Here is a 22,718-nt window from a genome sequence, read left to right on the forward strand (position 1 = left end):
ATGGCGCGTTTCTTTATCGATCGACCGATTTTCGCCTGGGTCATCGCCATCGTGATCATGCTCGGCGGCGCGTTATCCATCAGCCAGTTGCCGCTGGAGCAGTACCCGGACATCGCGCCGCCCACCGTGCGTATTTCCGCCACCTACACCGGCGCGTCGGCCAAGACCGTCGAAGACTCGGTGACCCAGGTCATCGAGCAACAGATGAAAGGCCTGGACAACCTGACCTATATGTCGGCCTCCAGCAGTTCGGCGGGCAGCGCCAGTATCAGCCTGACCTTTGGCGCCGGCACCGACCCGGATGTAGCGCAGATGCAGGTGCAGAACAAGCTGCAACAGGCCGAGTCGCGCTTGCCGCAGTCGGTGCAGAGCGAAGGCCTGACCGTGACCAAGGGCGGCTCGGACTTCCTGATGATTGCCGCCCTGGCCTCGGATAATCCCAGCGTCACCGGCACCCAGATCGGTGACTACATCTCCAGCACCTTGCTCGACTCCATCAGCCGTATCGACGGCGTGGGCGACGTGCAGACCCTCGGTTCGGGCTACGCCATGCGCATCTGGCTGGACCCGGCGCTGCTGGAAAAATACGCGCTGATACCGTCGGATGTGAGCACTGCGCTGGAGGCGCAGAACACCGAGGTCTCAGCCGGCCAACTCGGCGCATTGCCGGCGGTTAAGGGCCAGCAACTCAATGCCACCATCAGCGCGCGCAGCAAACTGCAGACGGCCGAGGAGTTCCGCAATGTGGTGGTCAAGTCTGGCAGCGACGGCGCGGTCGTGCTGCTCGGCGACGTGGCGACCGTGGAGTTGGGCAGCGAGAGCTATGACATCAACTCGGCCCTCAACGGCAAGCCGGCTGCCGCCATGGGGGTGCAACTGGCGGCGGGCGCCAATGCGCTGGAGGTGGGCGAGGCAGTCAAGGCCAAGCTCAAGGAACTGGCGCCGTTTTACCCCACCGAAATGCAATTGAAGAACGTGATCGCCTACGACACCACGCCCTTTGTGAGCCTGTCCATCGAGGAAGTGGTCAAGTCCCTGGGCGAGGCCATCGTGCTGGTGGTGCTGATCATGTTCCTGTTCCTGCAAAACCTGCGGGCCACGCTGATCCCGGCGATCACTGTGCCGGTGGTGTTGCTGGGCACGTTTGGCGTGTTGGCGTTGTTCGGTTACTCGATCAATACCCTGACCATGTTTGCCATGGTTTTGGCCATTGGCTTGCTGGTCGACGATGCGATTGTGGTGGTGGAAAACGTCGAACGGGTGATGGCCGAGCAGGGCTTGTCGGCCCTGGCGGCCACGCGTCAATCGATGAATGAAATCACCAGTGCACTGGTCGGCATCGCCCTGGTGCTGAGCGCGGTGTTTATTCCCATGGCGTTTTTTGGCGGTTCCACCGGGATCATCTATCGGCAGTTTTCGGTGACCATCGTCTCGGCCATGGTGCTGTCGGTGGTGGTGGCGATGACCCTCACGCCGGCACTGTGCGCCACGCTGCTCAAGCCAGGGCACGCGGTTCAACGGGGCTTCTTCGGTTGGTTCAACCGTTTCTTCGAACGCTGTTCCAGCGCCTATGAAGCGTTGGTCGGCGCTGTCCTGCAACGCTCATGGCGCAGCCTGGTGGTGTATGTGCTGATCGCCGCAGCCATGGCGGCGGGTTATGCCAGCTTGCCTACTTCGTTTTTGCCGGATGAGGACCAGGGCATTCTCATGGCGCAAATCCAGCTGCCGGTGGGCGCTACCGACAGCCGCACCCAGGCGGTGTTGCAGCAGTTCGAGGCGTACATGCTCAAGCAGCCGGAAGTCGAGGCGATGATCAGCATCAGCGGCCTGGGCATGGGCGGCAACAGCCAGAACACCGCACGGGCGTTTATTCGCTTGAAGGACTGGAGTGAGCGCTCGGACGATGCCGCCACGATTGCCCAACGTGCCACCTTGGCCCTGGCAAGCATTGGCGATGCCGATGTATTCGTGATGCAACCGCCCGCCGTGCGTGGCCTGGGCCAGAGCTCGGGGTTTGATTTGCAGCTCAAGGACCTCGCCGGTCTTGGCCACGACGCATTGGTGGCGGCGCGCGAGCAGTTCATCGCGCTGGCCAGGCAAGACCCGCGCCTGCTGGGCGTGCGCAGCAATGGCCTGGACGATGCACCGCAACTCAAAATCAGCATCGATGACCGCAAGGCCGGGGCCCTGAGCCTGAGCACCAGCGACATCAACAGCACCTTGTCCACGGCGTTGGGCGGCACCTATGTGAATGACTTCCTCAACCAGGGCCGCGTGAAGAAGGTCTACGTGCAGGGTGAAGCCAGCACGCGGATGCAAGCGGCCGATCTGGACCACTGGTTCGTGCGCAACAGCAACGATGAAATGGTGCCGTTTTCGTCATTTGCCAGCAGTGCCTGGAGCTATGGCTCGCCGTTGCTGGAGCGCTACAACGGCACATCCTCGCTGGAAGTGGTCGGCGACCCGGCGCCCGGTGTGAGCTCCGGCGCGGCGATGGACGCGGTGGAGGCGATTGCCCGGCAACTGCCCGATGGCATCGGCTACGAGTGGACCGGCCAGTCGTACCAGTTGCGTCTTTCCGGGTCCCAGGCGCCGTTGCTGTATGCGGTGTCCATCCTGTTTGTGTTCCTGTGCCTGGCCGCGCTGTACGAGAGCTGGTCGGTGCCGTTCTCGGTGATCCTGGTAGTGCCCCTGGGTATCGTCGGCGCGGTGTGGGCCACACGCTTTACGGGATTGAGCAATGACGTGTACTTCCAGGTCGGCCTGCTGACCACCGTAGGGCTGGCAGCGAAGAACGCGATCCTGATCGTCGAGTTTGCCAAGCACCTGCAGGAGCAAGGCAACAGCCTGCGCGAGGCGACGCTGATCGCCGTGCGCCAGCGTCTGCGGCCGATCCTGATGACGTCCCTGGCCTTCATGTTCGGCGTGCTGCCCCTGGCCGTGAGCAGTGGCGCAGGTTCCGCCGGGCGCCGGGCCATCGGCACCGGTGTGCTGGGCGGCATGTTCAGCGCCACGGTGCTGGGGATCTTCTTTGTACCGCTGTTTTTTGTGTTGATTCGCCGCCGCTTTAGCCGAGCCGGCACGACGCCCATTGTCGAAAAAGGTGACGCATGACCCGCTTTCTCTTCCCGTTAGTGGCCGCAGTGGTCTTGAGTGGCTGCATCAACCTGGCGCCACACTACCAGCAACCCGAGGCACCGGTGCCTGGCGAATGGCAAGCGGATGTGCAGGGTGAGGTGCCGGCCGACATCCAGTGGCAGCAGTTCTTTACCGACCGCCGCCTGGCACACCTGCAAACCCTGGCCCTGGCCAATAACCGCGACCTGCGCCTGGCCAGCCTGAATATCGAGAAGGCCCAGGCGCAATACCGCATCCAGCGCGCAGCGGCGTTCCCGACCCTCGACGCCAGCGTCAACGGTACCCACAGCCGCACGCCGGGCTCGCTGTCCAGCGGCGGCACGGCCGTGACCAGCCACGACTACAGCGCGCAATTGGGCCTGAGCAGCTATGAGGTCGACGTGTTCGGCCGCGTGCAGAACCTGCAGGACGAAGCGCTGGAAGACTACCTGGCGCTGACCGAAACCCGGCGCAGCACGCAAATCAGCCTGGTGGCCGAAGTGGCCACCGCCTGGCTGACCCTGGCCGCCGACAACGAACACCTGCAACTGGCCGAAGAGACCCTGGCCAGCCAGCAATCCACCTACGAACTGACCCAGCGCAGCCACACCCTGGGTGGCTCCACGGCGTTGGCCGTGGCCCAGGCGCAAACCACCGTCGAATCGGCGCGGGTCGATGTGGCCGAGTATCAGAGCCAGATCCTCCAGGACCGCAACGCCCTGCGCCTGCTGGTCGGCAGCGACATCCCCGACGCCTTGCTGCCCGACGCCCACCTGCGATCGGCAGCGGCGTTGGTGCAGGTGCCGGCCGAGCTGCCGTCGAGCCTGTTGCAGCGGCGCCCCGACGTACTGGCGGCGGAGCACAGCCTCAAGTCCGCGAACATCGACATTGGCGCGGCCCGCGCGGCGTTTTTCCCCAGCATCAGCCTCACCGCGAATGCGGGCTCCGCCAGTGCGTCACTGTCCAGCCTGTTCAAGGCCGGCAGCGGCGCGTGGACCTTCGCCCCGAGCATCAGCGTGCCGATCTTCGATGCCGGCAGCAACCGCGCGACCCTGGATGCGGCCAAGGTCGAGAAAGAGATCCAGGTGCAGACCTACCAGCAAACCCTGCAAACCGCATTCAAGGAAGTCGCCGACGCCCTGGCCGTGCGCAGCACCCTGGACCAGCGCCTCACCGCCCAGCAAGCGCTGACCGAGGCGAGCCAGAAGAGCTACGACCTGTCCGACGCGCTCTACCGCGCCGGCTCGCAAAGCTACCTCGAAGCCCTGGATTCCCAACGCTCGCTGTACAGCGCCCAACAGGACCTGATCACCCTGCGCCTGGCGGAGCAGAGTAATCGGGTGAGTTTGTATAAGGTGATGGGGGGAGGGTGGCAGTAGCGGTGAAAACGGGGAGCCCAATTATTCCTCTGCCTGTTCGACTAGCGAGAGCGTTGTTTCATTCACGACAACGTGTTCTGTGTCAGTGACGCGTATCAGAAGGGTGTCGTCGGCACCCACAATGAGCTCACAGTTATCAAACACCTCCATTTGAATTGGGCAGCCTTTGGAGAACCAGTAACGGACCAAGGCGGTATTCAAACATTCATTCAGTTCCGGGAATTCAAGGCGGTGTCTGATGAGTAGGAACAGTTGTTCAAGGTTGTCCAGGAGCTGTTGTGAGTCCTTGAGCCCTATGCCAACGGCTGCAAGATAGGTGGCCTTAAAAAGGCAAGCGCACCGGCTTGCTCCCGTGGTCCGTGCCGTTAAATGTTCGGAAAACCGGGCCAGGCATGCTTCTGCGACAGACAGCCCATGCATGCCTTCACGCAGCGACAGCAGGGCACGCGTAAAGTACTCGATGATATTTCCAGCATCGCTGAGCAGCGGGTAGATCGAAAACAGCTTGTCACAGATGACGAGAAAACTAGTCGGGTCCCCGTTTTCCACACACAGTTCCAATGCTTGGCCCCACACCACCAGGCTCGATTGCAGAGCTTCAATTGAATACGGTGCGTTGACGTCGGCCCTGAGTACGGATGCAAGCGCTATGGCGGCAGGTACTTTTTTTTGCGACAGATACGCCGCTTGAACATAGAAAGTCATTTCCCTGCTCATGGTGAGGGCAGGGCCAGGGGCAATGACTTTAGCCAGGGAACGCTCTAAAACCGGCTTTAGCTCCAATACCGGCAGTGGCATGGCGAGTTTGGTGAAGGCAAACATGATATCCACCATCGCCCGCGTCATGCGCACGTGATCGGCCTGATTCAACCCAGGAAGATCAATGCCTTTCTTGATCTGCGCGGTGAGGGCAGGCAGAAAACGCACGGCGAGCGGTATGATTTCACACTTGATCGCACGGTTGTCTTCATCAGCCGTTGACAGGTCATTCGCGATTTTTAAGTAGAGCATTGCCAATAAGGCATTGACGTCGGGAGACATACCAAAATGCTCCTGAACAAGCCGGGTAGACTCCAGCACCTCAGCCAACCTATCCGGATCACGCTCCTCCATTGCCCCTCGTGTGACGATGTCGATGGTGTCGACCCAGAACAGCTCAAATCTGTCATTTGGGTACTGTTTGAATTCGTTGAGGAACTGCGCGGCCTCAACGTTGACTGACCGCGCTAGCTCATCATTGATCTCTTTGGATGACGGGTCAGTGATCAAATGTGTATGCGCTTTGTGCAGTCTGTAACCCACCTCCTGATCCGTCGGAAAACGTTGTGCCAACGTCGCTAGCAACGCGTATGCCTGCTGGGTATGTTGAGGCGCAGATTTTTCAGTGCCGAGCTTGATCATTGCGTTGTAAAGCAAGCGCGCCAGCATGTACGGTGCCGATTTGTTTGGGGCTGGAGACTTGCAGGCGACCGAGGTAAGCATCGATAACAAACGCAAATAACCAGGGATATTAGTGGTGGTTTTTTTCAACGCATCAAGGGTTTGAAGCAGGTTGTGAGGGTTGATGGACCACGCCGATGTCAGGATGGCTTCAAGTGAAGGATCGGTCAGCACCGGCAACCCGCTGGGTCGCCTGGAGGCCTGGGCGAAAGGCATTTGAGTGCGCCACAGTTCATCGATAAAGAATTCACCGATAAGGTCCGGTTGCAGGACGCCTCTGGGAGGGCATTCTTCCAAGGCCCGTTTGATCGTAGGCGCCAATTGGTCGCTGGAAATCAGGGTAGCCAAATCTTTCCACAGCTGTAGTTGTTGGCTGTTCAACTGTTCGAATAGCTGCTCGTCGGACCTCAGTTCTCCAACGGTCGGCAAGCGAAACTTCTGGGATGAGTCGTCCTTGATAAGGAGGTACTTTTTTTCTTCCCCATCGAGCTGAACCACTATTTGATGATTCTCTTGAAGAATGTCCAGTCCGCGAGTCAGTGTTGCCAGTGCGATTAGTTGGACCAGTCCTGGAAATTGTTGTTGATCGGCGCACTTGGTTTCCCAATGACGCGCCTCGCGGTCCAGTACCGGTAGCAGCAGCTCCCGCAGGGCGGGGACTTGAGTTTCATGGGGCGCTCGGCTGAAAGCCCCTGCAATCAGTGCAATCAGCAAAGGTCGGCCCTCGCTGACCTGCTTGACTTGTGACCAGAATGGCGAGGAGGGTGGCGGCAGGGATTCCACTACCTCCGGTGCGCCTGCCTGCAACCATGTGCGTAACAGCGCAGTGGTATGTGTGTTCAGCGCATTTAATTCAAGCGGCGCTCGATAACAATGGTTTCTGATTAAAGTCGCGTTGAGACTTTCACCACCGACCAGCTCGTTCCACCAGTCAGCACTACCGTTGGCCTCGCGCTCCAGCAGCAAAACACGCAGTTTCGTCGTCCGGCTTTCGCTCAGAGCGCAGCAATTGTTCAATAGTGACTTGAGAGCCTTAGCGTCTCGCGCCGCATAGTCGAAAATCAACAGGGTGGGGCGTTGCAACTGTTGCAGTTGCTCAACCTTCGGGAGATTCTTTGCGTCGGTAAATCCGCAATACCAGACGTCCCGATATTTGAGCTCCAACTCATGGGCCAGGCGCGTCTTGCCAATACCGGCGGGACCACATAGCGTCCACCACCTGAATAGCGCTGGGTCCGCCATAAAGACACCCAGCGCATCTAAGTCAGCACTACGCCCCAGCAGCGGAATCTTGCGTTCCGCAAAAAACAGCCAGCGAGGTGTAAACGGGGCACTTTCTGCCAGTGAAGTTTCCGTTCTGATCAGCCATGTCGGCCGCTGTGCGGGGTCTTCGGACAGCCGATAGCTTTTGAGCAGTTCCAACACGGCCCGGACTTTGGCGGGCTCAAGCTTGGCGACTTTCTTGAGCAGGTCCTTGTAGTCGAGCACATCCTTCTTGCCGTTGAAGGTCAATCGGCTGCCCGTCACTTTATCAATGGAGGCCTGTTTGTAGCTGCGCTGCTTGTCGGTCAAAACATAGACGATGACCCGTTTGTAGGTGTCGTCCAGATCGTGTTTCAGGAACGTCTCCAGCGTGCCCTTTACCTTTTCAAGGTCGGTGGTACCGGTGACCTGGATACCGATGTGTTCGACGTCGTCCCCCAGATCAATGGCCGGGAAGCCCTCTTCCTCTTCATTCAGATTACGCAGGTCAGGCCAGCCCATGATGGTCTGGAACAGCGGAAGCACTATTTTCTCTGCGATCCGATGGATGTCGAACAGGCTCATTGCGGCGCTGGACTCGACACTTCTCACCAGCCAGACAAATTCCTCTCTGACCTCAAGCAGCAACTTCTGGTGATCCATAGAACGCCTTCATCCTTGAAAAATAGGGTGTGTTTCGACTCTGTAAGCGAGGCGAATCTACCGTTATCACACGTTGCTCTCAAGTCGTAGGACGAAGGGGGCTGGAAAAAGCCGCCCTAGGCGGCTTTTTCCAAGAGGTTGGATACCCGCGCGTTGAACTATGGTCGCTTCTGATCCTGCGCCGCCTGCAACACCCGCAACAAATTCCCACTCCAGATATTCGCCACCTGGTGCTCGCTATACCCGGCATCCAGCAACCGCTGGGTAATCACCGGCAACTGGCTCACATCGTCCAGCCCGCTCACGCCACCGCCGCCGTCCCAGTCGGCACCGATGCCGACGTGGTCCGGGCCGGCCACTTCCAGCAGGTGCAACAGGTGCTTCATGAACACGTCGAGGCTGGCCTTGGGTTGGGCGAAGCGTTGGTTGAGGGTGTCGCGTTCCTGATAGAGCGCCTTGACCTGTTCCGGGCTGAGGGCGGCGAGGTTGTGGAAGCGTGCGCCGAGCGCGGCCATGGCTTTGTTGCGATCCGGGTTGGGCGTGAGGGGGATCAGGTAGTCGCTGTAGGCGTTGACCTGGATCACCCCGCCCTTGGCCGCCAGTTGGCGCACGCGGTTGTCGTCGAGGTTGCGCGGGTGCGGGTTGACCGCGCGGCTGCTGGAGTGGGAGGCGATGAGCGGGGCGCTGGACAACGCCAGCATCTGGTCGAACACCGCGTCGCTGGCGTGGGACACGTCGAGCAGGATGCCCAGGCGGTTGGCCCGTTGCACCAGGTCGCGGCCCTTGGGGCTCAGGCCTTTCCATTCCGGCAGCGCGGTGGCCGAGTCGGCCAGGTCGTTGTTCATGAAATGCACCAGGCCGAGCATGCGCAGGCCTTGGCGGTAGTAGGTGTTGAGCAACTCGGGATCGGAGCTGAGTGGATCGGCGTTTTCCATGCTGATAAACACCACGCGCTTGCCTTGGGCCGCAATACGCCGGGCGTCGGCGGCGGTCAGGGCCAGGGCGAAGCTGTCGGGGTTGCGGTCGATCACATCGCGGATGCGGGTGAGGGTGGCCAGGCCATAGGCGCTGGCGTAGGCGCGGCCTTCCTCGGTGCGTGGGCCCTGGGGGGTGTAGACGGCGAAGAAACCCCCATCCAGGCCGCCTTCGCGCATGCGCGGCAGGTCGACCTGGCTGCCGTCCTGGCGGTAGTCGTGGCGCTCGAGGATGTTCCAGCCGGGACGGGTCAGGGTCAGCGGCGTGTCCAGGTGGCTGTCCAGTACCAGCAGGCGTTGGTGCAGGGCCAGGGTGGCGGGGCTGACGGCGGTGTCGGCGTGGGCCAACAGTGGCAGCAAGGCGAGCAGCAGCAGGCGCTTGTTCATGTTCAGAACTCCATGCTCAAGGTGCTTTGGAAGGTGCGCGGCGAACCCGGGCGGAACACGGCGGGGCCGCTGGTGCTGGTGAGGATGTAGCCGAGGTAATCCTTGTCGAACAGGTTGTCGACATTGAAGCGCACCTTCACATTCTTCAGTGGGCCGTAGTGCAGGCGCTCGCCCCCCAGATCCAGGTAGGCGTTGTACAGGGTGTAGCCGGGCACCGATTCACTGTTGGTGAAGTTGCTGTAGCGCTCGCCGATATAGCGTGCCGAAAAGTTCAGCAGTGCCCATGGCGCCAGCTCATAGGTAACCCCGGCCTGGGCCAGCCAGCGCGGGCTGTCGGGCACCTCGTTGCCTTTGATCGAAAGGCCGCCGGCGTCGTTCCGGAACGTGGAGGTGTTGTAGGTCAGGTTGCCGTTGAGCACCACCTTGTCGGCCAGGACCGGGGGTTTCCATTGCCCGCTCAGCTCGGTGCCGTAGGCCTGCACCTTGCCGACGTTCTGGTAGTACGTTTCCACCTGGCTGCTGCCGGGCACGGCTGAGGCGAAGGCTTGCAGGCGGTTATCGAAGTCGGTGCGGTACAGCGCCCAGGCCGCGTTGAAGGTCGGGCGGTTGATGCGATAGCCCACCTCGTAGTTCTTCGCCCGCTCCGCCTCCGGTGGCGGCGCGCTGGGGCTGGCCGCGCGGAAGATGTCGTCGGCGCCACGGGGCAGGGCCATGTTTTCCGAATAGGAAGCAAATACCTGGGTGTCATCGGTGAGGTTGTAGACCAGCCCGGCCTGGGGCAGGAAGGCGTCGTTCCACTGGGTGGCCAGGCGCGGCTGGCGGTCGTTGATGTAGTCGCCGGCGTTGCGATAGCCCTCGATGCGGTACTTGAGGTGCAGGCTCTTGAAGCCGAACTGCAGGCGCAGGCGGTCGTCGAGCAGGGTCCAGGTGTCCTTGAGGTGGTACTGCAACGAATTGCGCGTAGAGCTGAAATCCCCTTGCAGGTGCACCGGCTCATTGAACAGCGGCTCGCCGGCCGGGCTGCCGTCGGTGAGGTTGTAGCGCGCCTGCTGGCGGTTGAACACATCGGTCTCGGCCCACACCCCGGTGTCGATCTGGTGCTGGCCGATGTCCCATTGCAGCCCGGTGCGCCCGCCGAAGCGGTGGCCGCTGAGGGACGACAAACCGTATTGCACGCCCCGTGGGGCAAACAGGCCATCCACCGTGTTTTCGGCATTGTGCAGCGCCAGGGAGGTGGCGTAGGCCTCCGGGGACACGCCAAAGCCTTTCTTGGCCTCGTAGTAGAGGGTGGTGTAGTTGAGCAGGTCCGGGCGGATCTCGAACTGGCCGCCCAGGCTGTACAAGGTGTCGCGGCGCTGGTTCACCGCCTGTTTGTAGAACTGGTTGTAGTTGGTGTTGCTGTAGCGCACGCCGGGCACGCTCTCGGGTAAGTCGGGCAGGCTGCCGAGGTAGGCGAAGTAACGGCCCGAGCGACCGAACGGGTCATTGGCGCTGCCGTCGTACTGGGCGCTGCTCACGTAGGGCGAGTCGTAGTCGTAGAACGCGTTGTGCACGGCGCGCAGCCACACCTCGTCACGTTCACCGAAGCGATAGCGCACCTTGGCTTCCAGGTGTTCACGGTCGATGGTGCCGGGGCCGCGCCATAGGTCGCCGTCGATTTTCGAGCGGCTGAAATACGCCGACAGGCCCTGGTACTCGCCGCTTTGCAGCTTGACGAAACTGCGCCGCAGGCTGTCGCTGCCGAGGGTGTAGGACAGGCTGGCGCCCGGCTCGAGGGTGGGATTGCTGGTCTGGTAATCCACATACGGGCCCAGGGACGCATAGCCCGATTGCGACACGTCGCCCGCGCCGGTGGAGGCGGTGACCCGCTCGGTGTTTTCATTGTCGACGTAGCGATAGATCGGGCTGCCGCCGAACTGATCGGTACGTCCCAGGGGCACACCGTCGATGGAAAAGCCGATCTGCTGCAGGTTGAAGGCACGCACGAACACCGAGTTGCCGAACTCATACAGGCCCAGCGCATCGTTGACCTGCACGTTGAAACCGGGCAGCGCCTCGAGCATTTTCAGCCCCGAAGTGCCGGCCGGCGCCGACAGCAACGCCTGGTGCGAGATGCTCAGGGTATTGCTGATCTTGTCTTCGCCAATGGCGGCGCTGGCTTCAGTTACGCGGGCACCGACCACCTCGACTTTGCTCAGTCGGGGTTCGGTGGAATCGGCGGCCTGCGCCGCCCAACTTGAATCGGCGACCAACAGGCTGGCCAGCAGGGTCTTGCGGTACTGAGCAATCATTGTCTGTCCTTGGCAAGGGTGTGGCGTTAAAGCCCGGTGTGGGCTTGGGCGAGAAACTCGGGCTGGGCCCACTCGTGCACGCTGAAGTCGTTCTGCAGGAAGCCGCGTTGCACCAGGAAGTCCTTCTTCAGTTCCAGGGCCGCCAGGTTCTGCGGCGCCAGGTTCGGCACAAAATCCAGCTCGGCAATGGCGCGGCGGATAAACCCGGCGTCCGGCAGGAAGGTCACGCGGGTGAACAGCTCGGCGGCGGCATCGCGGTGCTGGTTGATCCAGCGCCCGGCGCGGATCGCGGCGCGCAGGAACGCCACCACCACCTGGGGGTGTTCTTCGGCAAAGGCGCGGTTGACGGTGGTGGCGTAGGGGCCGTTGTGGTTTTTCAGGGTCCAGTCCGGGTAGCGTTCCAGGTCTTCGATTACCGTGAATTCACCGCTGGCGAGCAGCGCCGGCACATGCCCGGCGGCGACATGCACCGCGTCCACACGGCCTTCGGCCAGGGCCTGCACCTCATGCCCGGGTTGGCCATGCTGCCCATGCAGTTGCGACCAGAACGCCGAAGGCCGCACCGCCGGCAGCAAGGTCTGCGGATCACCTTCATCCTCCAGCTCGATCAGGCGCACTTGCGACGGCTCCAGCCCGGCCAGTTGCAGGGCATTGAACAGGCCATGTTCGGCCAGCGCCTTGAGCACATCGACCCGCGCCTTGTTGCGGCTCACCGGTACGCCGATGCGCTTGCCGAACAGGTCGGCGACCTGGCGGATACGCCCCTCGGCACGCACCAGGATCTGCCCGGCGCGTTGGGTGGCGGTGCTGGCCACCAGCAACGTATCGGCCTGGTCGGCGCGCGCCCACAAGGCCGGCACTGCGCCGCCGTCGCGAATCAAGCGCGCTTCGCCATGGGTGAAGTGCGGCAGCCAACCGAGGTTGTCGGGCAGTGAGCGCAGGTAGATCGCGTCGGCGCCGACGCGTTGGTATTCCTCGTCCAGCCAACCGAGTTCAACGGCAATATTGGACGCGACCAGCAGCGGGCAAATGCTGTAATGGGTGGGCAGTGCTTGGCTCATGGCAGACTCCTTGGGGAATGGGGGGTGGTGCTCAGGCGTTCGAGGCCTTGTTGCAGGTCGGCGAGCAGGTCCTCGACGGCTTCAAGGCCTACGTGCAGGCGCAGCAACACGCCTGGTTCAATCAGTGCTGAAGGGTGGCGCTGCTGTTGGCGAATCAGACTCTCGAAACCGCCCCAGCTGGCGCCCATGGCGAACAACTGCAGGCTTTCCAGGAAGGCGTTGGTTTGGGGCTCGAAATGCGGCTTGAGGACCACGCCGAACAGCCCGGTGGAACCGAGGAAGTCGCGCTTGAACAGGTCGTGCCCGATGGCCCCCGGCAGCGCCGGGTGCAGCACCTGGGCCACTTCGGGACGCTGTTGCAGCCACTGCGCGACGGTGAGCGCCGCGCGCTGGTGCTGGCGCAGGCGTACACCCAGGGTGCGCAGGCCACGCAGGCCCAGGTAGGCGTCGTCGGCGCTGGCGATATAGCCCAGTTGGCGGACGGTCTCGCGCACCGTCGAATACAGGGTCTGGGTGGTGACGATCACGCCGAGCATCGCGTCGCTATGACCCACCAGGTACTTGGTGGCGGCATGAATCGAGATGTCCACGCCGTGGGCGAACGCCTTGAAGAACAGCGGCGTGGCCCAGGTGTTGTCGAGCATCAGCAATGCGCCGTGGGCATGGGCGGCACTGGCCAGGGCGGGAATGTCCTGGACCTCGAAGGTGCTGGAACCGGGTGCTTCGGCGTACACCAGGCGCGTATTCGGGCGCAGCAAGCCGGCGATGTCGGCACCGAGCATCGGCGCGAAGTACGTGGCCTCAATGCCATAGCGCGGCAGGATCTGGTCGAACACCTGGCGCGCATGCCAATAGCAATTGTCGGTCACCAGGATATGGTCGCCGGCCCGCGCCACTGCCAGCACCGCGCCGACAATCGCCGCCAGGCCGCTGGGCATGATCAGCCCGCGAAAGCCGCCTTCCAGCTGCGCCACGGCGTCTTCGAACGCGGCGGTGGTGGGGTTGCCGTTACGGCCGTAGATATGCCCGCGATAGTGCGGGTCGGCGGCCTGTTGCAGGTGGTTTTCGAGGGTGCCGGTGTCGGGCCAGATAAAGGTCGAGCTGCGATACACCGGGGTGTTGACGCTGCCTTCGTGGCTGGCGGGGTCGCGTCCCAACCGGGTCAGTAGGGTATCGTCATGCATGGGGTCAGTGCTCATGTGCGCTCCAGCCGTTTGGCCAGGCAGGAGAGGGGGTAGATGTAGACAAAGAAGGCGATGAACACCAAGCCGTAGGCGGGCAGCAGCAGGTCGTTGCGCAGTTGGGTGGACAGGTGCGATTGCACGGTGGTCATCAGCTCTTCCACCCCCAGCAGATTGGCCAGGGAGGTGGACATGGTCACCGCGCAATACAGGTTCATCCACGGCGCCACCAGGCTGGGCAGGGTCTGCGGGATGATCACGTGGCGCAGCGCCTGGCCGTGATGCATGCCCAGGGCCCGGGCGGCTTCCCATTGCCCCATCGGCACCGCGCGTACGGCGCCGCGCACGATCTCCGAGACATAGCCGACAGCGGGCAGGGCCAGGCCCAGCGCGACCTTGAGCCAATCCGGCAATTGCCACCAGCGCCCGGCCCAATGCACTTCATAGGGCAACAGGTAGGCCACGTAGAACATCACCACCAGCCACGGCAGGTTGCGCAGCAGGCGGCTCAGATGCCCGGCACCACGACGCAGGCGCGGCCGGGCGCTGACCTGCAGGCTGCCGAGCACGACACCGGCCAGCGTGGCCACCAGCATCGCGGTGACGCCCATGAGGATATTCAGGCCGAAGCCTTGCAGCAGCGCCGGCGCCCACTGCCACAACAGCGCGGGCCAGGACGGTTCAGGCAGCATCGGGCAACTCCTGGCCTGGCAGGCGCAGGTGGTTTTCCAGGCGGCGCAGCAGCCAACTGCTGGCGCCGATCAGCAGCAACCAGACCAGCAGCAAGACCTGCATCATCTCGGCGACGTTGAAGTTGTCCGACCAGATCCGATTGCTCGCATAGAGCAGTTCCGGCACCGCAATCGCGTAGGCAATCGAGGTCGACTTGATGGTTTGCACCACCGTATTGCCCATGGCCGGCAGGCTGTTGCGCAGCGCCAGCGGCAGCACGATATGGCGCAGTACCGTGGCGCCCTGCATGCCGAGGGCGGCGGCCGCGTCGAGGGTGGCGCGGGGCACGGCATCGATCCCGGCGCGCAGGTTCTCGGCCTGGAATGCACCGCTGTGCAGGGCGATCACGATGATCGCCCATTGCGTGCCGTTGAGCAGCCGCACGCTGGTGTCGTCCGCCAGCGGCAGCCAGGCGCCGACGCCGAAGTAGAAAAAGAACAGCTGCACCAACAGCGGCGTGTTGCGAAACAACGCGACGTACGCCGCGCTCAACTGGCGCCACGGCAAGCGGCGCGAACCCAGGCTGGCAGCGCCCCACACGCCGATCACCAGGGACAGGGCAATACTCGCCACCGACAGCAACAGTGTCAGGCCCAGGCCGAGCAGGAAGCGCTGGCGGTCCATCGGGTCCCACAGGATGCTCAGCGACAGGCCATGCTGTTCCAGCCACAGGCGCAGGTTGGCCTCACTCATGGCTGGCCCGCGCATGCTGCTGCGCTACCCAGGCATTCGGCGCCAGGCCGTAGCGCTGTTCCAGGCCGATGATCACGCCCTGGGCATGCCAGCCTTCGACAATACTCGACACCGCTGCCAACAACGCCGGCTGGCCCTTGCGCAAAGCAATGCCCCACGGCGCCGGATCCTGGCCCGGCAGCTTGACCTCGTAATCGGCCCATTCCGGCTGGCGCGCCAGGGCGCTGTACAACGCATCGTCACCCATCGCCCCCAGGCAACGGCTGTCGGCCACCGCCTTGCGCACTTCGGCCGTGCCGTTGAACGAGGCGAACTGCACGCCGTAGCGCGTTTCAAACGGGCGCACCCACACACTGGTGGCGGGCGCACACAGGGTCTTGCCGCGCAGGCTTTGCCAGTCCGGCACGGCGGTGCTTTTCGGCGCAAACACCGTGGCGGCCGAGCTGTAGAAACCGGGGCTGGCGAAATCCACTTCGCGCCGCCGTGCGGGGGTGTCGAGCAGGGACGTGACCAGCACTTCACAACGGCCCTGTTCGAGAAACAGCAAGCGGTTGAGCGGATTGACTTGCACAAGTTGCAGCTTGAGCGGCTGGCCGACCTTGGCAGACAACTGGCGTTGCAGGTCGACGATCAGGTCCAGGATCAACCCGCCGGGCTTGCCTTGGGCATCGAAGGTCTTGAAGGGGGGGAATTCGTCGCTGGTGCAGACGTTGAGGGTGCCACGGGATTGGGCCCGTTCCAGCAGGGGGGCGGCGTGGGCGTGGAGCGCGCCGAATGCAAAAATAACCAACAGCGCCCGCTGCCAAAGTGACTTGTCGTAAGGGCCGGAGGCAAGTCGAATCGTCGCACCGCCCCTTCCACTTTTATCAGGGCAACGAGTGAGCGCACTCATGTCGCACTCCAGCCCAGGCGCGACCGCTGCGCCGCGCCGCTGGGAAAGGGCTGCGGCGTACCGAGCTGCTGCGCCAGGAAGGTCAGGTAGGCCGCTTCTTCCAGGTTCACCAACAACCGCGTCGCCGCCAGCACGTCCCGCTCCGACCACGCAAACGGCCCGTGATTGGCCAGCAACGCCGCTGGCGCACGCGGATGTTCGCGTAACGCCGCCACCACCGGCTCCGGCGCATACCGCGGCCCCCACGCCGTCAGCGGCACCTCCTGGTCTTCATCCAGAATCCCCAGCAACTGCGTGGCATGGGGGCGCAACGCTCGGCCGGCAATCGCGAAGGCGGTGAGATACGGCGAGTGCGTGTGAATCACCGCATTCACCGAGGGCCGCTCGCGGTAGATCGCCACGTGCAGCGCCGCCACTTCCTTGAGGTTGTCGGTGAGGCTGCCCTGGCTGTGTTGCAGGTCGAAATCGACAATCGCCGCCACGCCACTGTCGGCGCCGCTGAGCGAGGCGATCACCAGCCGTGCTTCGCCGGGAATACGCAGGCTGATATTGCCCGCCTCATTGCTCGACAACACCTGGTGCTTGATCAGCAGTTGCTTGGCCAGGGCAAAGTCGTGTTCGAACACTTGGGTAAAACGCACAGGATCAAAGCTCATGGGAACTCCTTGGTTGAGTCAGAAGCGGTAGTCGGCTTTCACGTAGTAGAAGGCGCCTTCGGCACCGGCCGGGGAGATGCTCTGGTAGGCCACGCGCCCGCCGACAAAGCGGTTGGCCGCGGCGATCTTGTCCGGGTAACTGTCGAAAATATTGTTGCCGCCCAGGGTCAGGGTGAGCGCCTGGTTGATGTCGTAGGACAGGCTGGCGTTGCTCACCCATTGCGCCGAAAAGGTCTGGTCGCGGGCTTCGCCAAGGTTGGAATCGAGGGTGTAGGTGCCGTAGCGAATCGTGTTGACGCTCGCCTGCCAGGCGCCCTTGTGCCAGTCGGCACCGAGGATCAGCTTGCTGTTGGGCGAGGCGCTTTCCACATAGCTCAGGGCTTCGCGATTGATCAGGGTGATGCCGGTGCCGGCCAGCGGGCCGGGGTTGTCCTTGATGTCGGTGACCTGGGTCTTGCTGTAGTTGAAGGCGCCGTTGAGGGTCAACTGGCTGGCGTCGGCCAGGTCCAGGCGATAGTGGGCGGCGAGGTCCACGCCGCTGGTCTTGGTGTCGAGTGCATTGGTGAAAAAACTCACCCCGGAGTAGTTGCCATAGCCTTGGTTGGCGAGGATCTGGCTGACCTGGGGGCCGCTGAGGGTTTCCGACAGGGCAATGCGGTCCTTGATGCGGATGTGGTACGCATCGAGGCTGACACTTGCACGCTCGAGCGGCTGCCAGACCACGCCGAGGGACAGGCTGGTGGATTTTTCCGGCTTCAGGTCACTGGCGCCCAAGGCGCGGGCGACCGGGGTGTTCACGCTGACGGTGCCGACCTGGTAGGCGGTGGGGTCGCCGGCCTTGAACTCGGTCTGGGTCGCCGAGGTGCCGATCTGCCCCAGGGTGGGCGCGCGGTAGCCGCTGCTCAGGGTCGAGCGCAGGCCCCATTGCGGGGTGAAGTCGTAGCGCGCGGAGAACTTGCCGGTGCTGGTGGTACCGAAGTCGTCGTAGTGCTCGCTGCGCCCGGCCAGGCCCAGTTGCAGTTTGTCGGTGACTTGCTGCTCCAGGCCCAGGTAGCCGCCGAACACATGGCGGGCGTAGCGGCCTTCGTCGCTGTCCTGGGTGCCGGGGAAGCCCTGGGCGCCGCCGGCACGGGCGGGCAGGGCGCTGCCGTGGGTCCAGGAGGCGAGGTCGCCGGCGATCACTTCATAGGCTTCGTTGCGCCACGCCAGGCCGCTGGAGAACACCAGCGGGCCTGCGCCCCAGCCGACCTTGAGTTCCTTGATGTGGTCCAGGCCGACGTTGGTTTGCTCATTGACCAGCGCCCCGGCATTGAAGCTCGTCGGGCTCGCGGCGCCGAGGCTGGCGTTGAGCGAATCGCTGAGGTGATAGTCGATGCGGTTGCGCCCGTAGTTGGCACTGAGGTCAAAGCTGCCAAGTTGCTCATCGCGAATCTTCACGCCGCCGGTGACCGAGGCATCCCGCGAGCGCACGTCGAGCAGTGGCAGGAAACCGTTGGGGTACACGGCCACCAGGTTGTTGGGGTCGATGGGGCGGCGAAAGGTTGCCTGGGATTCGCCGGTACGGTCCTGGTAGGTGGCGAAGCCGTACAGGTCGACCGTGTCGCTCAGGGACAGGCCGCTGTTCAGCGCCAGGTTCCAGTCTTCAAGGCCCGGCGAGCCGTAGCGCCAATGGCGGTCGGCATCCGCTTCACGGGCGTCGCCGCTGGGGTAGAACTGCCGACCATCGGTGCCGCCGGTGGAGGTGCGTTCGCTGCGCAGGCCTTCGCCACTGAGGGTGAGGAAGCCATCGCCGGGCAAGGTGAAACCGCTCCAGCCCCCCACCGACCGGCGAAAGCCATCGCCCTTGGTGTACTGGCCGAAGGTGCTTTGCACGGCGCCGCCGTGGTCCTGCTCCTTGAGCACGATATTGACCACCCCGGCAATCGCATCCGAGCCGTATTGGGCCGAGGCGCCATCGCGCAGCACTTCGATATGGTCGACGGCGCTGACGGGAATCGTCGACAAGTCCACCGCCTGTGAGCCACGCCCCAGGGTGGCCTTGGTGTTGACGAACGCCGAGGCATGCCGACGCTTGCCATTGACCAGCACCAGCACCTGGTCGGCGGCCAACCCACGTAACGACACCGGCCGCTGCGACGACACGCCATCGGTGCCGTTGACCTGCGGGTAGTTCACCGACGGCACCAGGGTTTCCAGGGCCTTGGCCAGGTTATCGGTGCCGGCGCGCTGCAGTTGCTCGCTGCTGATCACATCCACGGGGGCCGCGCTTTGCAGTGCGGTGACGTCGCTGCGCCGGGTGCCGATCACCTCCACGGATTTCAGGCGTGGCGCCAGCGGTTGGCTGTTGGCCGCCGCTGCAGGGTCGGCCAGTCGATGGATCAATACCGCGCCGCTGGCCGTCTGGCTGAAGCCCAACGGGGAGCCGCCCAAGGCAATGCCCAGCGCCTGTTCCTGGCTCAGTCGGCCCTGGATCGCGCGGCTCCCACGGCCTTCCACCAGCGGCGGGTCGAAGGCGATAGGGTGGCCGCTTTGCTGGGAGATGCTCAGCAGCACCTCATCCAGGGGGCCTGCGGGGATATTGAAGTCAATCACCCGTTGTACCGACGCCGCGTCGTTTTGCGCCAACGCCAGGCTTGGCAGCGTCAGCCCGCCCATGGCCAATGCACACGCCAAAGGCGCCAGGGTGAATCCTGTTTTCAACATGTGAATCTGCTCCGGGTCGTGATGTTCTTTACGACCTTGAGCAACTTCGCGTGTGGATTTTCACTACTAAGTTAGAACGATTAGTTGGGTGTCTAGATGATTTAGTTGCGCTTATAAGCTTCGATCAAATGGGTCTAAGTGCGCAGTGAAAATATAAGGGACTATCTGCACAAGGGTACTGACAGCCAGAACGGGTTGTCCGCGCAAAGCATACAACGTTCACCGCGATGAACGTGTACGGCGGTCTGCACGCTTACGGAGAAGCTCATCAGGAGACAGATACCCATGTCTGAAGTGCAAGTTCTACAGGTTCATGTCCAACGACCTAGCCGTTCGGTCAGTTGTGGAGAAAAAACGTTTCAGCTTAGCCTTCTCGCGGTAATCAAAGGAGGAGATTGCTATGTCTGAAGCCCTGGCTATTCGTTGCGAAAACACCGTGCCGCGCAGCATGGTGCACCGTGCCGCCGTCAGCGAAGTGTTCCTGACCGGCGCGGAACTGGTAAAGGAAGGACACTTTCGCTGCAGCGCCCAACTACCGCGTACCCACAGTTACTTCAGTGAACATACCCACCGCGCCGCCCACTACGACATGCTGTTATTGCTGGAAGTATTCCGCCAGGCGTCAATTTATATCTCCCATGCGTTCCTCGACGTCAGCGCCCAGGACAAGTTTATCTACCTGGACAGTGTGACCCGCGTGACCGACCGGAGTTTATTGGTGGTGGGGGATCGTCCGGCATCCGCCGAGATCGATGTCTACGTGGTGGATGAATACCTGCGCCACGGCGAGCGCAGTGGCGTGACCCTGAACATGTCCCTGAGCATCAATGGCGAAGTGGCTGCACGCCACGAACGCATGAGCATTCGCTGGATGAGCGGCGCGGCCTGGAACAAGATGCGTGCCCGTGGCCTGGCGGCGATTCCCGCCAACGCCGACCCATTGGCACAGTTGCCGCCACCCTTGAGTCCATCCGCCGTAGGGCGTCACTGGCTGAACAATGTGGTGCTCGGCCGTGAACTGGAGCAGGGCGCCGCGACGCTGGTGGCGCCGCTGATCGTCGATCTGAACAATCCGGCGATCTTCGACCACCCCCTCGACCATATCCCCGGCATGCTGTTGCTCGAAGGCTTCCGCCAAGTGGCGCTGGTGGCGGCGGACCGGCAGTTGCAGGTGGGCCCCGAGCAGTTGCTGTTATCCCGCTGCCATGTGGTGTTCACCCGCTTCGGTGAGTTTGGTTTGCCAACCCAGGTCCGTGCGGACCTGACCTCCCTGGCCCGCGACGAACACGGTCGCATCACCCTGGCGCTGGAGGTCGAGCAGGGCGGCGCGGTGATTGCCACCGCTGAGCTGGAATTGCTGCCGCTGGTCGCCAGCCAACCCTTGGCCCTGGTGGCGGGAGGTGTGCGATGAGCGACCTGCAATTTATCTGGTTCGATTTCGGTGGCGTGCTGTCGCCGCCGATTCCGGCGCTGTTCGAGCAATACCAGGTCAAGACCGGCCTGGCCCCGCACGTGCTGCAACAGGCCATGGGCGATGTGGCCGATGAGTTGGGCGTGCCCATGCTCGCGCCGGTGGAGAGTGCCTTGCTCACCGAGCGCGAGTGGGGCGAGCGCCTGGCGCAGGCCCTGCGTCGCCGTGACCCGCAGGTCGATTTATCCCGCGCTCACCTGCACACCTTCGGCGCGCAATGGTTCGCCGGGGTGCCGGCCAATGCGCCGCTGGTGGCCGCCGTGCGCGCACTCAAGCGTGCCGGTTTTCGCGTCGGCATCCTCACCAACAACGTGGTGGAGTGGGAGCGGCATTGGCGGGCGATGGTGGGCCTGGATGAGGTGGTGGACCTGATCGTCGATTCCAGCCAGGAGCGCAGCCGCAAGCCGGAGCCGGCGTTCTTCCAGGTGGCGACTGCGCGCTCGGGCGTCGCACCGCAGCACAGCCTGTTGATCGACGACGTCGCGGAAAACATCGACGCCGCCGCCGCGCTTGGCTGGCAAGTGCTGCACTTCATCGACAACCACCAGGCGCTCGCCCAGCTGCAGCGCCTCACCGCTGTCAGCCTGTTGCAACCTGCCGTGGAGCCTGCCTGATGAATATCGCCGTGATCGCCAGACCCGAGGTCACCGTGGCACGCATCCCGCAGTTGGATGCACCGCCGGCCTATCAACCCGCCAGCCCCGCCAATGGCCTGCCGAGGATTCTGCTGCCCAGCGGCCACCTGGCCTTTCACCTGACCCGTTACGAACACGTGCAGGCGTTGCTGCTGGATAACCGTGCGATACGCGCGCCGTGCAACGAAGAAGACGGCGCGAGCTTTTTGCCGACCATCACGCCGCCTGAACTGCTGCTCAACAATGACATCCCCGACCATGGTCGCCTGCGCAAGGTGGTGGCCCGGGACTTCAGCCCCAGTGGCGTGGCGTTGCTGCGCGACAAGGTGGAACACGCCACCCATGAACGCCTCGATGTATTGCAGCGCCAGGCGCCCGGTGCCGATCTGTTTGCCCAGGTGCTTGACCACATCCCCGCCACCGTGGATTGCCAGTTGCTCGGCATCCCCTTGAGTGACCGTGAGTATTACCGGCCCCTCAGCCACACCGTGCAGGTGGCGTCGGATGCGGATGTACCGGAGCTGCTGAACCAGTTCTGGGGCGTGTACAACTACCTGACGGACCTGGTGACCGGTGCGCGGCCCACCGATCCCGATGGGCTGATCCAGCGCTTCGTCGCGACCCGTGCCGACAGCGAGCCGCCGCTCAACGACAAGGAGCTGGTGGGCATCCTCCTGGGGGTATTGATCGGCGGCGACCAGAACATCCTCACGGTGCTGACCAAATCGGTGTACACCCTGTTGGCGGCCCCTGAGCTGTGGCAGCAATTGGTCGACGATCCGGCGCTGATCCCGGAGGCGGTCGAAGAACTGCTGCGCCTGATTCCCCTGGGCACCATCTCGACCTTCCCGCGCCTGGCCAGCGTCGACCTGGAAGGGCCGTGGGGGCTGATTCCCGCAGGCAGCATCATTTACGCCGATGCGTTTGCCGCCAACCGTGATCCGGCGGCGTTCCCCGAGCCCCTGGCGATCCGCCTGGACCGCAAGGGTGCGCGGCATTTGCAGTTCGGCTACGGCATGCATAACTGCATGGGTGCCGCCCTGGCGCGCCTGGAAATCACCACGGTGTTGCAAATCCTCGTGCAGCGCTTCCCGAACCTGCGCCTGGCGGTGCCGGCGGACCAGGTGCCCTGGGTCGACGGCATCATCCTGCGCCGTCCTGCCCGCTTGCCGGTGCACGGCTTCACTTCAACCTGACCTTG

At 63.2% G+C, this 22,718-nt stretch carries 15 protein-coding genes; 5 read left to right on the forward strand and 10 right to left on the reverse strand.

All coding sequences use genetic code 11. From position 1 onward, the window contains the following. Nucleotides 1-3,114, forward strand: coding sequence for an efflux RND transporter permease subunit (locus tag Q8X51_RS15820; protein WP_407694442.1), 3,114 nt, complete (start codon nucleotides 1-3; stop codon nucleotides 3,112-3,114). Then, nucleotides 3,111-4,496 (forward strand): efflux transporter outer membrane subunit, encoded by a 1,386-nt coding sequence (locus Q8X51_RS15825; RefSeq protein WP_407694441.1) that lies wholly within the window; start codon nucleotides 3,111-3,113, stop codon nucleotides 4,494-4,496. Before Q8X51_RS15820 ends, Q8X51_RS15825 begins: the two co-directional genes overlap by 4 nt. Before the next feature lie 21 nt (nucleotides 4,497-4,517). Here the strand turns inward: Q8X51_RS15825 and Q8X51_RS15830 are convergent, their stop codons facing one another. From Q8X51_RS15830 to Q8X51_RS15875, 10 genes are all read right to left on the reverse strand, one after another. Then, nucleotides 4,518-7,841 carry an SMEK domain-containing protein gene (locus Q8X51_RS15830; protein WP_065927394.1) on the reverse strand — a complete coding sequence of 1,108 codons (3,324 nt, stop codon included), beginning with the start codon at nucleotides 7,839-7,841 and terminating at the stop codon, nucleotides 4,518-4,520. 158 nt (nucleotides 7,842-7,999) lie between these two features. Continuing rightward, entirely contained in the window at nucleotides 8,000-9,202 is a 1,203-nt protein-coding gene (locus Q8X51_RS15835; RefSeq protein ID WP_065927395.1) for a dipeptidase, read from the reverse strand. Between the two features lie 2 nt (nucleotides 9,203-9,204). Then, the gene (locus Q8X51_RS15840) at nucleotides 9,205-11,493 is read right to left on the reverse strand and encodes a TonB-dependent receptor (protein ID WP_065927396.1); all 2,289 of its coding nucleotides are present in this window, start codon (nucleotides 11,491-11,493) and stop codon (nucleotides 9,205-9,207) included. Between the two features lie 26 nt (nucleotides 11,494-11,519). Next, on the reverse strand, nucleotides 11,520-12,554 hold the full coding sequence (locus Q8X51_RS15845; protein WP_407694440.1) for an ABC transporter substrate-binding protein: 1,035 nt from the start codon (nucleotides 12,552-12,554) through the stop codon (nucleotides 11,520-11,522). Further along, a complete protein-coding gene (metC, locus tag Q8X51_RS15850; protein ID WP_407694439.1) occupies nucleotides 12,551-13,753 on the reverse strand; it encodes a cystathionine beta-lyase in 1,203 nt (400 codons plus the stop codon). The genes Q8X51_RS15845 and metC overlap by 4 nt, the downstream gene beginning before the upstream one ends. Next, nucleotides 13,750-14,427, reverse strand: coding sequence for an amino acid ABC transporter permease (locus Q8X51_RS15855; RefSeq protein WP_315872473.1), 678 nt, complete (start codon nucleotides 14,425-14,427; stop codon nucleotides 13,750-13,752). The genes metC and Q8X51_RS15855 overlap by 4 nt, the downstream gene beginning before the upstream one ends. Beyond that, a complete protein-coding gene (locus Q8X51_RS15860) occupies nucleotides 14,417-15,160 on the reverse strand; it encodes an amino acid ABC transporter permease (RefSeq protein ID WP_407694438.1) in 744 nt (247 codons plus the stop codon). The genes Q8X51_RS15855 and Q8X51_RS15860 overlap by 11 nt, the downstream gene beginning before the upstream one ends. Beyond that, nucleotides 15,153-16,052, reverse strand: coding sequence for a transporter substrate-binding domain-containing protein (locus tag Q8X51_RS15865; RefSeq protein ID WP_407694437.1), 900 nt, complete (start codon nucleotides 16,050-16,052; stop codon nucleotides 15,153-15,155). Before Q8X51_RS15865 ends, Q8X51_RS15860 begins: the two co-directional genes overlap by 8 nt. Next, on the reverse strand, nucleotides 16,049-16,708 hold the full coding sequence (locus Q8X51_RS15870; RefSeq protein WP_065927401.1) for a class II aldolase/adducin family protein: 660 nt from the start codon (nucleotides 16,706-16,708) through the stop codon (nucleotides 16,049-16,051). Before Q8X51_RS15870 ends, Q8X51_RS15865 begins: the two co-directional genes overlap by 4 nt. Nucleotides 16,709-16,726: 18 nt before the next feature. Beyond that, nucleotides 16,727-19,411: a TonB-dependent receptor domain-containing protein gene (locus tag Q8X51_RS15875; RefSeq protein ID WP_407694436.1), complete on the reverse strand. Its 2,685-nt coding sequence runs from the start codon at nucleotides 19,409-19,411 to the stop codon at nucleotides 16,727-16,729. Nucleotides 19,412-19,811: 400 nt separating this feature from the next. Here Q8X51_RS15875 and Q8X51_RS15880 point away from each other — a divergent pair, with 400 nt between their 5' ends. Genes Q8X51_RS15880 through Q8X51_RS15890 form a run of 3 tightly spaced genes read left to right on the forward strand, consistent with a single transcriptional unit; the run spans nucleotide 19,812 to nucleotide 22,713 of the window. Beyond that, nucleotides 19,812-20,822 carry a ScbA/BarX family gamma-butyrolactone biosynthesis protein gene (locus tag Q8X51_RS15880; protein ID WP_027606696.1) on the forward strand — a complete coding sequence of 337 codons (1,011 nt, stop codon included), beginning with the start codon at nucleotides 19,812-19,814 and terminating at the stop codon, nucleotides 20,820-20,822. After that, nucleotides 20,819-21,496 carry an HAD family hydrolase gene (locus tag Q8X51_RS15885; RefSeq protein WP_065946932.1) on the forward strand — a complete coding sequence of 226 codons (678 nt, stop codon included), beginning with the start codon at nucleotides 20,819-20,821 and terminating at the stop codon, nucleotides 21,494-21,496. Before Q8X51_RS15880 ends, Q8X51_RS15885 begins: the two co-directional genes overlap by 4 nt. Then, nucleotides 21,496-22,713 carry a cytochrome P450 gene (locus tag Q8X51_RS15890; protein WP_407694435.1) on the forward strand — a complete coding sequence of 406 codons (1,218 nt, stop codon included), beginning with the start codon at nucleotides 21,496-21,498 and terminating at the stop codon, nucleotides 22,711-22,713. Before Q8X51_RS15885 ends, Q8X51_RS15890 begins: the two co-directional genes overlap by 1 nt. The last annotated feature ends 5 nt before the right edge of the window (nucleotides 22,714-22,718 follow it).

Source organism: Pseudomonas sp. Yb2C2 (assembly GCF_052112325.1).
Classification (GTDB): domain Bacteria; phylum Pseudomonadota; class Gammaproteobacteria; order Pseudomonadales; family Pseudomonadaceae; genus Aquipseudomonas; species Aquipseudomonas marginalis.

Coding starts and splice junctions, on each gene's coding strand:
- Q8X51_RS15830 (WP_065927394.1), bottom strand. CDS start 7,841: ATGGATCACCAGAAGTTGCTGCTTGAGGTCAGAGAGGAATTTGTCTGG.
- Q8X51_RS15845 (WP_407694440.1), bottom strand. CDS start 12,554: ATGAGCCAAGCACTGCCCACCCATTACAGCATTTGCCCGCTGCTGGTC.
- Q8X51_RS15870 (WP_065927401.1), bottom strand. CDS start 16,708: ATGAGCTTTGATCCTGTGCGTTTTACCCAAGTGTTCGAACACGACTTT.
- Q8X51_RS15825 (WP_407694441.1), top strand. CDS start 3,111: ATGACCCGCTTTCTCTTCCCGTTAGTGGCCGCAGTGGTCTTGAGTGGC.
- Q8X51_RS15860 (WP_407694438.1), bottom strand. CDS start 15,160: ATGAGTGAGGCCAACCTGCGCCTGTGGCTGGAACAGCATGGCCTGTCG.
- Q8X51_RS15880 (WP_027606696.1), top strand. CDS start 19,812: ATGTCTGAAGCCCTGGCTATTCGTTGCGAAAACACCGTGCCGCGCAGC.
- Q8X51_RS15835 (WP_065927395.1), bottom strand. CDS start 9,202: ATGAACAAGCGCCTGCTGCTGCTCGCCTTGCTGCCACTGTTGGCCCAC.
- metC (WP_407694439.1), bottom strand. CDS start 13,753: ATGAGCACTGACCCCATGCATGACGATACCCTACTGACCCGGTTGGGA.
- Q8X51_RS15840 (WP_065927396.1), bottom strand. CDS start 11,493: ATGATTGCTCAGTACCGCAAGACCCTGCTGGCCAGCCTGTTGGTCGCC.
- Q8X51_RS15890 (WP_407694435.1), top strand. CDS start 21,496: ATGAATATCGCCGTGATCGCCAGACCCGAGGTCACCGTGGCACGCATC.
- Q8X51_RS15855 (WP_315872473.1), bottom strand. CDS start 14,427: ATGCTGCCTGAACCGTCCTGGCCCGCGCTGTTGTGGCAGTGGGCGCCG.
- Q8X51_RS15865 (WP_407694437.1), bottom strand. CDS start 16,052: ATGAGTGCGCTCACTCGTTGCCCTGATAAAAGTGGAAGGGGCGGTGCG.
- Q8X51_RS15885 (WP_065946932.1), top strand. CDS start 20,819: ATGAGCGACCTGCAATTTATCTGGTTCGATTTCGGTGGCGTGCTGTCG.
- Q8X51_RS15875 (WP_407694436.1), bottom strand. CDS start 19,411: ATGTTGAAAACAGGATTCACCCTGGCGCCTTTGGCGTGTGCATTGGCC.
- Q8X51_RS15820 (WP_407694442.1), top strand. CDS start 1: ATGGCGCGTTTCTTTATCGATCGACCGATTTTCGCCTGGGTCATCGCC.